The 13,964-nt window shown below is 70.5% G+C and carries 12 protein-coding genes; 6 read left to right on the top strand and 6 right to left on the bottom strand.

Going from position 1 to position 13,964, the window contains the following annotated elements; all coding sequences use genetic code 11:
- The 4 genes from MXD58_RS30645 to MXD58_RS08365 form a co-directional block, all read right to left on the bottom strand.
- A partial coding sequence (locus tag MXD58_RS30645; protein WP_250609165.1) for a HAMP domain-containing protein occupies positions 1-1,008 on the bottom strand: 1,008 nt, incomplete at its 3' end.
- Positions 1,005-2,420: a BTAD domain-containing putative transcriptional regulator gene (locus MXD58_RS08375; protein ID WP_248838548.1), complete on the bottom strand. Its 1,416-nt coding sequence runs from the start codon at positions 2,418-2,420 to the stop codon at positions 1,005-1,007. The genes MXD58_RS08375 and MXD58_RS30645, both read right to left, overlap by 4 nt.
- 168 nt (positions 2,421-2,588) lie before the next feature.
- Positions 2,589-3,458 carry a class I SAM-dependent methyltransferase gene (locus MXD58_RS08370; RefSeq protein WP_248838549.1) on the bottom strand — a complete coding sequence of 290 codons (870 nt, stop codon included), beginning with the start codon at positions 3,456-3,458 and terminating at the stop codon, positions 2,589-2,591.
- Between the two features lie 84 nt (positions 3,459-3,542).
- Positions 3,543-4,388, bottom strand: coding sequence for a class I SAM-dependent methyltransferase (locus tag MXD58_RS08365; protein ID WP_248838550.1), 846 nt, complete (start codon positions 4,386-4,388; stop codon positions 3,543-3,545).
- 171 nt (positions 4,389-4,559) lie between these two features.
- Here MXD58_RS08365 and MXD58_RS08360 point away from each other — a divergent pair, with 171 nt between their 5' ends.
- The 3 genes from MXD58_RS08360 (at position 4,560) to MXD58_RS08350 (ending at position 7,171) form a co-directional block, all read left to right on the top strand.
- Positions 4,560-5,267, top strand: a complete 708-nt coding sequence (locus MXD58_RS08360; protein ID WP_248838551.1) for a winged helix-turn-helix transcriptional regulator — start codon at positions 4,560-4,562, stop codon at positions 5,265-5,267.
- A gap of 151 nt (positions 5,268-5,418) precedes the next feature.
- Positions 5,419-6,648 (top strand): sensor domain-containing phosphodiesterase, encoded by a 1,230-nt coding sequence (locus MXD58_RS08355; RefSeq protein WP_248838552.1) that lies wholly within the window; start codon positions 5,419-5,421, stop codon positions 6,646-6,648.
- A 262-nt stretch (positions 6,649-6,910) separates the two neighbouring features.
- Positions 6,911-7,171 (top strand): hypothetical protein, encoded by a 261-nt coding sequence (locus MXD58_RS08350; protein ID WP_248838553.1) that lies wholly within the window; start codon positions 6,911-6,913, stop codon positions 7,169-7,171.
- Positions 7,172-7,259: 88 nt separating this feature from the next.
- Here MXD58_RS08350 and MXD58_RS08345 read toward each other — a convergent pair whose 3' ends face one another.
- Complete coding sequence (locus tag MXD58_RS08345) at positions 7,260-9,806, bottom strand: FHA domain-containing protein (RefSeq protein ID WP_248838554.1); 2,547 nt, start codon at positions 9,804-9,806, stop codon at positions 7,260-7,262.
- Positions 9,807-10,224: 418 nt separating this feature from the next.
- A complete protein-coding gene (locus MXD58_RS08340) occupies positions 10,225-10,812 on the bottom strand; it encodes a TetR/AcrR family transcriptional regulator (protein ID WP_248838555.1) in 588 nt (195 codons plus the stop codon).
- A gap of 107 nt (positions 10,813-10,919) precedes the next feature.
- On the opposite strand from MXD58_RS08340, the gene MXD58_RS08335 reads away from it, so the two are divergent.
- The 3 genes from MXD58_RS08335 to MXD58_RS08325 form a co-directional block, all read left to right on the top strand.
- Complete coding sequence (locus tag MXD58_RS08335) at positions 10,920-11,837, top strand: TIGR03620 family F420-dependent LLM class oxidoreductase (protein ID WP_308301927.1); 918 nt, start codon at positions 10,920-10,922, stop codon at positions 11,835-11,837.
- A 496-nt stretch (positions 11,838-12,333) separates the two neighbouring features.
- The gene (locus MXD58_RS08330) at positions 12,334-12,900 is read left to right on the top strand and encodes a DUF6313 family protein (protein ID WP_248838556.1); all 567 of its coding nucleotides are present in this window, start codon (positions 12,334-12,336) and stop codon (positions 12,898-12,900) included.
- A 434-nt stretch (positions 12,901-13,334) separates the two neighbouring features.
- Positions 13,335-13,964: class I SAM-dependent methyltransferase (locus MXD58_RS08325; RefSeq protein ID WP_250609164.1), on the top strand; the 630-nt coding region annotated here is incomplete at its 3' end.

The following is a 13,964-nucleotide window of genomic DNA, read 5'->3' as shown; positions in this document are numbered from 1 at the left end:
GTGGTGGATCCGCCCGACCGGCCAGCCGGTGTGTGCGCGGACCAGGTCGACGACGTCGGCCGCGGCCGCGGCGAGGTCGACGGCCCGGTGCGCCGCGACGGTCACCTGGTGCAGCAGGCGCAGCTCCGCGGAGCGGCCCTGGACGCGTTCGGCCATCTCGTTGTAGCGCCCCGCCAGCGAGCGCAGCTCGCCGACGCCGGTGACCCGGGCGCGGACGTCGGCCTCACCGGCAGCGATCCGAGCGGTCGCGGCGTCGAGTTCCGCGACCGGGCGCAGCACCGCCCGCCGCGTGACGGCGGCGAACACCGCCATCCCCGCGAGGAGCAGCAGCGCCGCCGAGATCGCGGCCGCGGACCAGGCGCGGGCGTGATCGGTCGCCCGCGCGGTCTCCCGGGCGGTGCGGGCATCGACGAGGGTCAGCACCCGTCCGATCGGCGCCATGATGGCGTCCTTGGCCCGCAGGTAGGACCCGTCGAAGAGCTTGTCCGTCGCCCGCTGGCGGTTGGCCGTGCCGCCCGCCGCTGCCAGGGCGAACGCCTGTTTCTCGACGGTGGCGAGGGCATCCGAGCGTGCCTTGGCGGTGGCGAGCAGGTCGAGTTCCGGGCCGGTGAACCCGGCCCGCGCGGCCAGGGTGGCGAAGGCGACCGGCGGACCGGACGGTGTGGGCCGCCGGCCGGTGTCGGTCACGACGTCCCAGTAGATGTTGTCGTAGTTCTGCGGTCTCGGCGCGGTGCCGTCCCGGATCGCCAGGATCTCCTGGAACCAGGTGCGGTACCGCGGCTGCCCGGTGACGACGTAGGTCCGCGCCATCCGGGTCAGGTCGTCGGAGGTCTGCCGCAGCTCGTAGGCCAGGCGCAGCGACTGCGACCGCCGGGCCTCCGCCGCGGCCGCCCGCCGCGTGCTGCTCTCCGCCTTCAGGCTGACGAGCAGCAGGACGGCCAGCAGCACCAGCCCGATGCCGATGCCGCAGCGGACCAGGCCGCGCAGCGACATCGGTCCGCGGTTCACGGGTGCTCGGGCCCGGCGCCGACGCGAGCCCGGGAGACCTCCGCGCGCAGCGCGGCGATCTCCGTGCGCAGGGCCGTCTCCCGGTCGGCGGCCGACCGGCTTGCCTGCAGGGACGCGCGCAGGCGGGCCCGGAGCATCGTCGAGCTGTACGGCTTGGGCAGGTAGTCGATGGCGCCCAGCTCGATGCAGCGCACCACGCTCTCCAGCTCCGGCACCGCCGACACCATGATCACCCCGACGGCGGCCAGGGCCGGGTCGTCCTTGATCTCGGCGAGAGTCGCATAGCCGTCGAGCACCGGCATGAGCAGGTCGAGCAGGACGAGGTCGAACCGGCGCGCACCGTGATCGGCGGCCCGCAGGACCTCCAGTGCCCGGTGGCCGTTCTCCGCCGTCTCCACCTCGTGGCCGAGCTGGGTCACCGCGGCCGCCAGCAGCGTGCGGTTGATCGCGGTGTCATCGACGACGAGGACGCGGCCCGGTCGATCCGCGGCCGGCTGCTCGTAGCCTCTCGTCGCGGCCTCGGCCCGGCCGGCGAGCGTCCTCGGCGGCCCGGACGAGGACATCACCGCGGACGAGGACTTCACCGCGGACGAGGACATCACCGCGGACGGGGCCAGGACCGGTGTGGGCGCCGGCTGCCAGGCGAGGACGGGATCCTGGCGCAGGACCGCCTGTTCCAGTTCGCGCAGCCGCACACCTGGCTCGAGTCCGAGCTCGTCGCGCAGCACCCGGCGGGTCTCGCGGTAGGTCGCGAGGGCGTCCACCTGCCGTCCGCACCGGTACAGCCCGAGCATCAGCTGCGCCCGCAGACGTTCCCGCAGCGGATGGCGCCGCACCCGCTGCGCCAGCTCCGCGACGAGCGCGACGTGTCGGCCGAGGGCGAGTTCCGCATCGATCCGGTCCTCGGTCGCTCCGAGGTGCAGCTCCGTCAGCCGGGCTGCCGCCGCGGCGATGAACGGGGTGAGCGGTACGTCAGCCAGGGCCGGCCCGAGCGGCATCTCCTCGGCCCGGCGCAGCTCCCGGGCCGCCCGCCCAGGTTGCCCGGCCTCGAGCGCCGCCCGGCCGCGCACGACCAGGTCGGCGAACGCGTGCGCGTCCACGGTGTCCGGATCAACGTCGAGCAGGTAGCCCGGGGATGCCGTGACCAGCACGGTCGCCGCCTCACCGCGGCAACGCCCCGGTTCGAGCGCCCGACGCAGCTGGGAGACGAACACCTGCACCGTGGCTGCCGCCCGTGCCGGGGGCTGCTGCGGCCACAGGTCGTCGATGAGCTGCTCGACCGACACGACCCGGCGGACCCGCAACAGCAACGAGGCGAGCACGGCACGATGTTTCGGCCCGCCGACGTCCACCGGCTCGCCATCCCGATACACCTCGACACGGCCGAGCAACCGGAACTCGAGACCTGGCATCCGTCGATGGTCACCAGCGGGTATTCACAACAGGTAAGCCAGAGATTACGTTCCCATGCCGGATTCCGCCGGCCCTCCTCGACGGGACGCGCCGACCAGCGCTGGATGGCGGCCGCGGGCCACGGCGACGCGAGGAACGCCGCGCGGATCGGCTCCCGGGCAGCGGTGTCAGACGCGCCGCGCGCCGGTCGGGGCGGATGCTCGTGCCTGTACCAGCCAGCAGGCGGCCGTGTAGCGGACCTCGGCGCCGTGCGCGTACCGTTCGAACGCGGCGCGGACGGCCGCGATGATCGGCGCCCGCTCCCGCTCGCCCAGGTCGTTCAGGACCATGCCGACGGGCCCGAACCTGGTGACGTACTCCAGCAGGGCCGATTCCGGAAAGACACACTCCAGGTCGACCGGCCGGATCTCGACCTCGTGCCAGCCGCTTTCATCGAGAATTCGGCTGACCCGTCGCGGGTCCGCGAAGGCGAACTGTCCCGGCGCGTCCGGCTCGCGGACGGGCAGGGGCGGCAGGAATGGTGCCGCCGCCTGCTCTGCCGTCGTCATGAACGGATTGTCCTCAGGACGGCGCCACGCGACGAAACGGAGTTCGGCGGCGTCCCGCGCGGCGCGCCGCAACGCCGTGAAAGCCCGCACGGGCTCACCGAAGAACATGACACCGAAACGCGAGATGATCGCGTCGAAGGTGGCCGGTTCGAAGGCGTGCTCCTGGACGTCGGCGCACAGGAAAGTGACCTCCGCGTGTTCCCGCTCGGCACGTTCGCGGGCGGCGGCGACCATCGGCTCGGAGAGGTCGATACCCGTGGCGCCGCCCGCCGGGCCGAGCCGGCGCGCGACGGCCAGCGTCGTCGCGCCCGTGCCGCAGCCCACGTCGAGCACCTGGGCGCCGTCCGCCACGCCGACGGAGCCGACGAGAAGGTCCTCGACGCGCTGGAACATCCCGTCCACCACGTCCCGCGCGTCGACCCAGGCCCGGCCGGCGGAGCCGTTCCACCGGTCGAACTGATCGTTGCCGGCCTGGCGCGCCGCATCCATGATCGTCTCCGTTCGCTACCTGTCAGGGTTGAGAGCGGAGCATGTCAGTTCATGTCGGCGTGAGGTCAACGGGACGTGCCTGCCTCAGGCGTTTCTGTCGCGCAGCGTGATGACGGACTCCAGGTAGGTGGAGGGCAGCGCGACGCCGTTGCCGTCGAGATTGCGGTTCCAGCGGCGAGCGAGGTCGTCGAGGTCGGCGGCCAGCGCCGTCTGACCGGCATCATCGAGCGCCTCGAACGCCGTCAGGGTCGGCCCGTACCAGCGGCGGAACGTCGCGGTGAACTCCCCTGGGGTGGCGAAGCGGAACACCGCGGTCCGCCGCACCGAGCGGATCTCCGCGGCGGCGGCCCCGAACAGCTCGTCCAGGTGCGCCTCGGTGCCCCACAGCAGCCCCGACCGCACGCCCTGCGGGGGCGGCACATGGCCGGAGATCGTCCGGAACATCTCGCCGATGAAGCCGTCCGGGGTCCAGGAGACCAGGCCGAGCACGCCGCCGGGGCGGGCGGCCCGGATCATCTCGGTGGCGGTGCGGACGTGGTCGGGCGCGAACATCGTGCCGAAGACCGACAGGACCGCGTCGAAGGACCCGTCCGGGACCGGCAGGTTCTCCGCGTCGCCGGCCTGGAACTCGACGTCCAGCCCCTCGATCGCCGCCCTTTCCCGGGCCCGGGCGAGCAGCTCGGGCACATAGTCGATGCCCACGACGTGCGTGCCGGACCGGGCCGCGGCGATCGCCGCGTTGCCGGAGCCGCAGGCCACGTCCAGCACCCGCTGGCCGGGGCGCAGGTCGACCGCCTCGGCCAACAGTTCGCTCTGCAGCACGATCCGAGTGGCGATCACCGAGTAGTCGCCGCTGGACCAGGTCTTCTGCTGCTTGTTCTTGACGGCGGCCAGATCCGGTCCGGACGTCGTCGTCGTGCTGGGGGTCATGATCTGTTCTCCTTCGGTGGGGCGGCCCCCCGTCGGGGCCTGGAACGAGAGTCCGTCGATCACCACCTCGCCAACCAGTAGCGTTTCTGTACCTCGCCTGTCAGACGGCCGTCAGGGCCGGTACCAGATCTGTACTACCCAGCGGACGCCGGTGCGTGGTCCGATGTGGAGATGCCGATCCATTCGGACTACTGCCCCATCGCGCTGGGTGTCGAGATCCTCGGTGACCGCTGGACACCGCTGGTGATCCGCGAGCTCTCGGTCGGCGCCGAAGGGTTCAACGACATCCACCGCGGCCTGCCCCGCATGAGCCGCACCCTGCTCGCGCAGCGGCTGCGGGCGTTGGAGCGCCACGGCCTGATCAGCCGGGCACCGGCCGAGGCGGGCCGGCCCGGCCGGTACACCCTGACCGAGTCCGGCCAGGCGATCACGCCGATCATCTGGTCCCTCGGGCAGTGGGCCGCGGAATGGGTCTTCGACGACCCCGATGACGAGGACTGTGACGGGCTCTCGCTGGTGTGGCGGCTGCACCAGATCGCGGTCGCGGACCGCCTGCCGTTCGAGCGGACCCTGGTGCACATGATCCTCACCGGGCCGGGCGCCGCGGAGGCCTGGCTCGACGTCGAGGCGCCCGTGATGACGGTCTGCCGGGACGACCCTCGCCAGGACACCCACCTGAGGGTCACTGCGAACGCCCGCCAGATGCACCGGTGGCTGCTCGGCCGCGTGCCGTTCCGCGCGCTGAGCGACACCGGCGACGTCGAGGTCCACGGCCCGGCCCCGCTCGCCCGCGCGTTCCCAACCTGGTTCAACACCACGACCTTCGCCCCGGGCCTGCAGCGCGCCGACCGCCGCCGGACAGAGGCCGCCTCCGCCTGAGCCTCCGCCTCCGTCTCCGCCTGGCGCCGGTATGCCGGTGATGCACCGCCGTGTCCCGGTCCCCGGCGAGCATCGGGCTCCCCCGCCGCCCGGCGGGCGTTCAGCGCCGGGAGGTCGTGGGCAGCCTGTGGTCGGGGGTGAACGTGTCGTGGTGGACAGCACGTTGCTCGGCCCGCGGATGGACGTGGGCGATCCGGACCCCGCGGTGGTCGACCTGCTGGGCATCCTGCGGCGCACCTTGCGGATGGAGGTGGCCTGGCTGGGCCGGCTGACCGGGGATCTGCTCGTGATGCAGGTCCTTGACGGCGACGCCCAGACGTTCGGCCTGTCCCCCGGCGCCACCGTTCGCGCCGAAACAGGACTGTTCTCGCAGATCCTGCGCGGCACGGCCCCCGAGGTGATCCCCGACGTCCGCGCTGATCCACGTGTCACCCAGACGGCCGGGTCCTACGAGCTGGGTATCCGGTCCTATGCGGCGACGCCGGTTCTCGACGACGACGGAAACCTGTATGGCCTGGTCGGCTGCCTGGGATCGCGACCCCAGCCCGCACCGTCGCCGGCCGACCTACCGTTCCTGCGCCTGCTGGCGGCGTCGCTGCGCACCTCGGTACTCGATCTCCACCGGATGTGGGGCACGCGGGCCCAGCTCTTCCAGTCGATCCTCGACCTGATCGACAGCGGCGGCCCGCGGATCGTGTACCAACCCATCCGGGACCTTTCCGGCGGTACGGCCGTCGGCGTCGAGGCACTCTCCCGGTTCCCCGGCAGCTGCCACGGTCCGCAGTGGTGGTTCGCCGCCGCCCACAACGTGGGTCTCGGCGCCGACCTGGAACTGGCAGCGATCCGGCGGGCGCTTGGGGCGCTGACGGACCTGCCCCCCGGCGTCCTGCTCGGCGTCAACGCGTCGCCGACGACCATCACCGCCGAGCTCGTCGAACTCCTCACCGCCGTGCGGCCCGCCGGCAACCTCGTCCTCGAGATCACCGAGAACGAACAGCTGGGAGACAGCACACTCGACGACCATCTCGACGCTCTGCGCGCGAGCGGTGTGTACCTGGCCATCGACGATCTGGGGACCGGTTACAGCAGCCTCGAACACGTGATCCGGATCCGCCCCGACGTCATCAAAATCGACGCGTCGATCATCCAGGGCATCGATGACGACCCCGTCCGCCGCGCCGTCACCACCGGCATCGTCAGCATTGCCCGGGACCTCGGCGAATACGTCATCGCCGAAGGTGTAGAAACCTCCTCCCAACTGCGGGCCGTCGTCCAGGCAGGAATCCTGATGGGCCAGGGCTACCTCCTCGGCCGACCCGCACCCACCCTCGAGCTCCTCGACGCGTACCAGTTCGCCGGAACACCCCCGCGCTCACACTGATCCGGCTCCGTCAAGGTGGTACTGACGCCGTGGCATCGGCACCTACTGGTCTTTCCAGACATCTTCCATCGGTCGAACTTCTCCGTCCGATGATGGCGGGAATCGGCGCGTAGGTATTCCAGCGGGGTTCTCCGAAGCAATGCGGCGGGCCGGGACAATACCTGTTCATCCGCCGACCGGCACGGCCTTGCGGGGACTCCTGGGATAGCGTTTCCTCCGCACCTCCAAACCGCCGGAATGCCAGCAGGAAAGGGATCGATACATGAGCCAGCAGCAGCAGGAGCAGCAGCGTCGACAGATCGAGCAGCAGCTCCGCCAGAACTGGCAGCGACTGCGCTACCAGATTCTGGACCAGTTCGGTCAGGTCAGCACCTCTGACCTGGATTCCGCCGCCGGGGTCGACGACCTCATCGCGCGGATCGCCGACCGGACGAACCACAGCGAGCGTTACGTCGAGAACCGCCTGCGTGACCTCGCGGGTGTCGGCCCGGTCCAGGGCGGCCAGCCGCTCGGCGCCCGGTAGTACCGCTCCCCGACAAACACGTCGGTACGAACAGGAAAAGGGGGTGCCCGGCGGCCGCCGGGCACCCCCGCTGAGGAGCTCAATCAGGTTACTGCCGGGCCGGACTTCGTTTCCGGGTCTTCTTCGGGTCGAGTCGGCGCAGCAACAGTGAGATGATGCAGACATAGGCCACGGTGACCACCAGCCCGACACCGATGTCCATCGCGTAGTACCTGTTCGAATGGGTGAACAGCGGGTCCGGTTCAGGTGCGCGCGGATTGATCGGAACGGTCTGCCCGGCGATGGGCACACCATTGATGGTCTTCGGTCGCGGGACGCCGGCCCGGGTGATGGTGTTGAAGTCGGCGTCGGCCGCCATCGCCGCGAATCCCCATCGGGCCGGGGAGAGGACCGCGGCCTGCTCCAGCCCCACCTGGCCGCCGATGGGCACGATCCCGGCGGAGAACACCAGCTGGACCATCGTGACGATGACCAGCAGTGGCATCGTCTTGTCGGCGTTGTCCACGGACGCCGAGATGACGAGTCCGATCATGCCGGAGGCGAACGTCACCAGGAACACCGCGATCATGCACTCCAGGATCGTGTTGCCCAGCGCCAGGTGGTCCGGGGGCTGCCGACCGGCCAGGCCGATGATCGTGAACGGCACCACCTGCAGCACCGTGATGATGAACAGAACCAGGACCTTCGAGCCGACGTAGGCGGCCCTCGACAGGCCGATCGCGCGTTCTCGCTGGTAGATCGCCCGTTCCTTGACGATCTCCCGGACCGAGTTCGACATGCCCATGAAGCAGGCGCACAGCACCATGATCAGGAAGATGGTGGGGGCGTCCGAGTTCGGCGTGAACCTGTCCGGGCTGTCGAGGAAGTTCCCGTTGATCGCCCGTGGGATCGCGCCCAGCACGAACGGGAACGCGATCGCGAGCCGTAGGTAGCCCCGGTCCGACGCGATGACCGCCAGGGTGCGTCTGGTCAGCGTCACCAGCTGGGAGGGCACCGACTGCTGGCGGATGCTCGGCAGCTCCACCGGCGCCGGCCGCGCCGAGGGTGCCGTGACCGACGCGGGCACGTAGTGCCGGGACTGGCGGAAACGCGCCGCCGAGTCGGCGCCCGCGTTCTCCTGCAGGCGCAGGAACACCCAGGGGTAGCCCTGCTCGCCGAAGAACGGCAGCGCGTCCGCCGGCGGGCCGAAGTAGGCGACATGCCCGCCCGGAGCGAGCACCAGGACGTAGTCGCACAGGTCGAGCTGCGCCACGGAGTGGGTGACGACGATGACGGTGCGCCCGTCGTCGGCGAGCTTGCGCAGTGACTGCATGACCTGCAGGTCCATGCCCGGATCGAGGCCGGAGGTCGGCTCGTCCAGGTAGAGCAGGGTGGGCCGGGTGAGCAGCTCGAGTGCCACCGAGACCCGTTTGCGCTGGCCGCCGGAGAGCTTCGCGACGACGCTGCCGGCGTGCGGGGTGAGGTTCAGCTCGGCGAGGACCTCATCGATGCGCCGGGCCCGCTCCGCCGCGGTCACATCCGGTGGGAACCGCAGCTTCGCACCGAACTCCAACGCCTTTCGCACGGTCAGCGACGTGTGCAGGATGTCGTCCTGCGGCACGTAGCCGATCCGGCGGCGCAGCTCGTCGTATTCCGTGTAAAGGTCACGGCCGGCGTAGCGCACGGCGCCCTCGTCGGCGGGGCGGAAGCCGGTCAGTGCGCCCAGCAGCGTCGATTTCCCCGCGCCCGACGGGCCGACGACGCCGAGCAGCGCCCGCCCGGGCAGCCGGAACGTCATGTCGTGCAGGAGCTGCTTGTCACCGACACGGACATTGAGATGCTCGGCCTCGAAACTCACGTCGCCGGAGTCGAGGTACTCGACGAGCAGCTCGCCCTCGAGCTGGAACACGTGATGGCCGATGGCGATGATGTCACCCTGGCTCACCTGCGCGGTCTGCACGCGGCGGCCGTCGAGAAAGGTGCCGTTCGCCGACTCCATGTCGACGAGTTCGACCTCCACGCCGCGCACCGTCAGCGAGGCGTGATGGCGGGAGGCGAGCAGGTCGGCGATGACAATGTCGTTGCCGCGGGCCCGCCCGATCGTCATCGTCCCCTCGCGCAGCGGGTAGACCGTGCCGCGCTCGTGCTCCCGGTCCAGGCGGGGGTGCCCGGCGGGTTGCACCTGATCGTCCTCGGGGGTGTCATCCTCCCCGGCGACGTGATCCTCGCCGCGGGCCGGCGGCGGGATGGCCGGCCCCGGTGTGCGCGGCGGGGCGTAGCCGCTCTGGTGGGGCAGCATGGTCTGCTGGTCCGCGGCCCCGCCCGGCAGGGCGGCCGGCAGGGCGGCCAGCGAGGCCGGCTCGGCGAGTAGCACGACCTCGGGACCGGTCGGCGTGCCGAGCCGGAACCGCGTCTCGCCGCGCACCTCGACCGTGTTAAGCATCCGGCTGCCGCCGAGCCAGGTGCCGTTGGAGCTGACGTCCCGCACGGCCCAGCCCTGCGTGGTCTCCTCGATCATCAGATGCTGCCGGGAGACTCGGCCATCCGCGATCACATGGTCCGCGTTGCGGGCCCGGCCGATGATGAACCGCGGCTTGCCCGCGGCCACGCTCACCTGCCCGGCCTCGCTTGTCACCTTCAGTACTGCCGTAGACACGTGTCTCCCCCTCGGGACGAAACGCCGGCCGAACGCCGCCGCCGAGTTCCATCAGCGCATTCGGTCCCATGGTCGTCGCACAGGCCCAACCCGACGCCGAAGCGGAAAATAACCACTTCTTCTTCCTGAGCCAGTATGTCGTGGCGAACCTGAAGGACGATGACCTGGCGGCCCACGGCGACACCGACCACCCGAAAGAGCCCCCTCCTACTGGCACACCCGTGGCCGTGCGCGGCGACCGCCCGCCCCACGGCCGGTCCAGACCCGACACTCATCTCGCGCCCACCCATCGGGCCGGACCGATAAAGACGGAAGGAATGCCAGAAAGGACCCGAACCGCCATTCTCGCCACCTTCTTTCCCGGTCTCCCACGGACGTCGCGTGGATTCTCCGATACCGGATCGGTGGCCGGCGGCATTCAGCCCGTGCGGGGCGCGGGTTTCTGCCGGGCGGCATCAAGGGCCAGGGCGAGCAGCCGGTCAGCCTGCTCGCCGCTGTCGTCGCGCGCGGTGGTCAGAGCGATGCCGACGACGAGCGCGAGGAGATCCTCCGGACGCAGGTCGGCACGAACCGTTCCGGCGAGGCGTGCACGGTCGAGCAGGCCCGCCGCGGTCGCCGTGATCGTCTGGTGGCAGTCGGCCACCGACATCTCGAGCTCCTCGATCATGAAGGCGCCCGCGAGGCCCTGGTTGACGCGCGCGTGGTCGAGGAACAGGCGCAGCCAGGCCGCCAGGGCGGCGTCCGCCGGCTCGGTGGCCGACAGGTGGGCAGCGCGTAGGCACAGCCTCTCGATCCGGTCGGCGAGAACCGCGCGCAGAAGCTCGGCCCGGGACGGGAAGTGCCGGTAGAGGGTGCCCTGCCCGACGCCGGCGCGGCGCGCGATCTCCGCGAGGGACGTCTCGGGGCCGCCCTCGGCAAACGCCTCGTGCGCCACGGCGAGCAGGCGTTCGCGATTGCGACGGGCATCCGTGCGTGGGCCCCGCCGCGGGGGATCCCGCTCGACCATCGAACTCCTCGCCGTCTCTCACCGGACCCCCGCCTCGACAACCGGACAGGGTGTCCGTATGGTAGCCGACATCAAGCGGACAGGGTGTCCGCATAAAGGGGAGCACGGTGACACAGGATCCGCGCGAACAGCTCGGCCAGGTCGGTCTCTGGACCATGGCCCTCGACGCGCACCCGGCCGGCCTGGTCCGCGAGGCCGCGGCGGAGATCGAGGAGCTGGGCTACGGCGCCCTCTGGCACGGCGAGGCATTCGGTCGCGACACGGTGAGCCAGGCGTGGCTGCTGCTGTCGGCCACCCGGCGCCTCACGATCGCCGCCGGCATCGCCAACATCACGTTCCGCGACCCGGTCGCCATGGCGACCGCCACCCGCGCCCTCGGCGAGGCCCACCCCGGCCGCTACCTGCTCGGCCTCGGTGGCCACCGGGTGGACGACACGATCCACCAACTGGACGGCTACCCGATGCCGGCCGTAGGCAGAGCGGTCTCGACCATGACGGCCTATCTCGAGGCCATGGACGCGGTCCCCGCGCACAGCCCGCCCGCGCGACCGGCCCCACCCCGGGTCCTCGCCGCGCTGGGCCCGAAGATGCTGGCGCTGGCCGCCGAGCGGACCTGGGGCGCGCACCCCTATCTCGTGCCTGTCGCCCACACCCGGGCGGCCCGCCAGATCATGGGGCCGGTGGCGTTCCTCGGCGTCGAGCAGGCCGTCGTGCTCGACACCGACGCCGCCCGCGCCCGCGCGCTCGCCACCGCCCACGTCGGCGCTTACACCGCCATGGCGCCGCACCACCAGGCGAACCTGCGCCGCCTCGGCTTCGGCGACGCCGATCTCGCCGGCGCCCCCAGCCGGCGCCTCGTCGACGCGATCGTCGCCCACGGCGACCTCGACACCATCCGCGACCGGATCCGCGAGCACCTCGACGCCGGCGCGAACCACGTCTGCGTCCAGGTCCTCACCGCCGACCCCACCGAGCTGCCGACAGGCACCTGGCGCGAACTGGCACCAGCACTGCTCGGCCACTGACCCGGCAGTCGCGATCCGATTGCATGCGACCACAGGCGACCGCACTACCATCGGCCGCAGTCGCTTTGTCTCGATCCGCAGCCGGCTGGCCGGGAAGGCGACGTGGTCGGCGTAGGGGGACGTCCGGCATGGTCAATCTTTCGGGCGGCCGGACGACGGGCACTCTCGTCGGCGTAGCCAAGCCCGTGCCGAAAACCAGGCTCGCCCCGACCCGGCCGGGTGGCCGGTCCGTCTCGGAGTCCGCCGTGTTGTCGAACCGCGCCTCGCCGCCGCGATCCAGCACGACCCACCTCCGAACCAAGCGGCCCTGCGGATATGATCCGGGAATTGAACGGCGAGGAGCATTGACTGCACTCTGCCGACAAGCCGATCTTCGGGGCCAAGCCACATGACTAATCCCACCTCGCCGCCGACAGGCATCGCCGCTCCATCCCGGCAAGCCGCCAGAGCGCGGCTTAGGCGTTACTATCGATCCCGCGCAGCCTTTTCGGGCTTCATGCAGTGGATAATCGAGGTCGGCATACCCTGCGCAGCGCTAGTCATCATCTGCCTCGCTCTTTCGATCCAATTCTTCGGCCTCCTTCCTTCCTACCTTGCCCTGCTCGGAGGAGACGCTCCCTCCCACCCCTCGGGCCGAAAGACCCTGTGGCTAGTATCCCTTATTGGCTGGCTCCTCGTTCCCGCTGTGGTCGGTGGATTTGCCGGACACGTCATCTCAAGCCGCATCGAGGGATACACACATGTATCACCGGGCAGCTACAAGAAGAGATCGCTCAAGCAGAGAATTGCGCCACCATCACCGATACCCTGGCTGGGTAGCTACTACCTCGGCAGCGTCAGCGATCGCGACTTCGTCGATGTTTTCGTACGCAGGGCGCACCTGAACGATTGGCGGACCGCGCAGGACCACTGGGAGATCGCCGTATCCGACCTCATGAACACTACACAGTTTACCGAGAAGGATCGACGCGAGACCACACGATCCGCAGTCAGCGGCGCACAGATGATGCTTCGCCCCGGCGCCCTCCTCAATCGGTGTGCAATTTGCGATATTCGACTCTAGTTACTGGATCAAAGGGGGCCCTGGCGCATGGCAAAATCAAGGGATGCTAGGGAAATAATGCAATTCTTTCTAGGGAACGCATTTCCTGGCGCCACCGATGAGAGCCTTGAACATGTGTCGAGCCTCATGGTGCGTTGGGGGGCTGCGGGGGTCGGCTACAGAATGAGCCCCGAGCTGACGGTCCGACTTGTACAGGACTTGGCAAGAGATACCAGAACCCGCGTAGCACTCGATGTCGCAGAAGAACTCCAGGGCCGGGCGGCAGAAATACCGCGTTCCGACATCCCCTGGCGGCGGCGCGGCGAGTCAGAATGAGCATTGGCAAAATTTCAGTAACGTGTCACCGTTGCGGGTACCAATAGCATCCGGCGGCCGACTTGCCAATTTGGCAAGCAGAGTTGGGCTGCAGGCAGGCGACGGGCGACGATGACGGGGTGCCCAACGACATCGCGGCAGGACCGCCCACCTCCGACGTTCCCTCCGTCGCCGACGGCTACATCGGCGACCCGGCCGTGCGGGAGAAGTGGGATGGGCGCTACGGCGAGCGGGAACGGTTGTGGAGCGGCCAGCCCAACGGCGCGCTGGTCGCCGAGGTCGCCGGGCTGAGGCCGGGGCGGGCGCTGGACGTCGGCTGCGGGGAGGGCGCGGACGCCGTCTGGCTGGCGCGCGGCGGCTGGGACGTGACCGGGCTCGAGGTCTCGGGAGTCGCGCTGGAACGGGCGGCCGGCCACGCGCGCGACGCCGGGGTCACCATCGCCTGGGTGCACGCGGGTCTGGTGGAGGCGGCGTTCCCGGCCGGCTCCTTCGACCTGGTGTGCGCCCTCTACCCGGCGCTGCTGCGCACCCCCGACGCGGCGGCGGAGCGGGCGCTGCTCGACGCGGTCGCGCCCGGCGGGGTCCTGCTCGTCGTGCACCATGCCGGGATGGACACCCAGCCCGTGCACGACGACGGCTTCGACCCGGCCGACTACGTCTGGCCCAGGATGGTCGCCGCGCTGGCGGAGGTCGGCATCGACCTGGACGATGTGATCGAGACCCTGGAGGCTCAGGGTGTGCAGAAGTTC

Origin of the sequence: Frankia sp. AgKG'84/4, from assembly GCF_023242965.2 — a bacterium.
Taxonomy (GTDB): Bacteria; Actinomycetota; Actinomycetes; order Frankiales; family Frankiaceae; genus Frankia.
The sequence above is the reverse complement of the archived record's forward strand: the minus strand, read 5'-3'. Positions and strand labels throughout refer to the sequence as shown.

Excerpts from the sequence above, each read along its gene's own strand:
- MXD58_RS08375 (WP_248838548.1), bottom strand. The coding sequence starts at position 2,420 with ATGCCAGGTCTCGAGTTCCGGTTGCTCGGCCGTGTCGAGGTGTATCGG.
- MXD58_RS08370 (WP_248838549.1), bottom strand. The coding sequence starts at position 3,458 with ATGGATGCGGCGCGCCAGGCCGGCAACGATCAGTTCGACCGGTGGAAC.
- MXD58_RS08365 (WP_248838550.1), bottom strand. The coding sequence starts at position 4,388 with ATGACCCCCAGCACGACGACGACGTCCGGACCGGATCTGGCCGCCGTC.
- MXD58_RS08360 (WP_248838551.1), top strand. The coding sequence starts at position 4,560 with ATGCCGATCCATTCGGACTACTGCCCCATCGCGCTGGGTGTCGAGATC.
- MXD58_RS08350 (WP_248838553.1), top strand. The coding sequence starts at position 6,911 with ATGAGCCAGCAGCAGCAGGAGCAGCAGCGTCGACAGATCGAGCAGCAG.
- MXD58_RS08340 (WP_248838555.1), bottom strand. The coding sequence starts at position 10,812 with ATGGTCGAGCGGGATCCCCCGCGGCGGGGCCCACGCACGGATGCCCGT.
- MXD58_RS08330 (WP_248838556.1), top strand. The coding sequence starts at position 12,334 with ATGCAGTGGATAATCGAGGTCGGCATACCCTGCGCAGCGCTAGTCATC.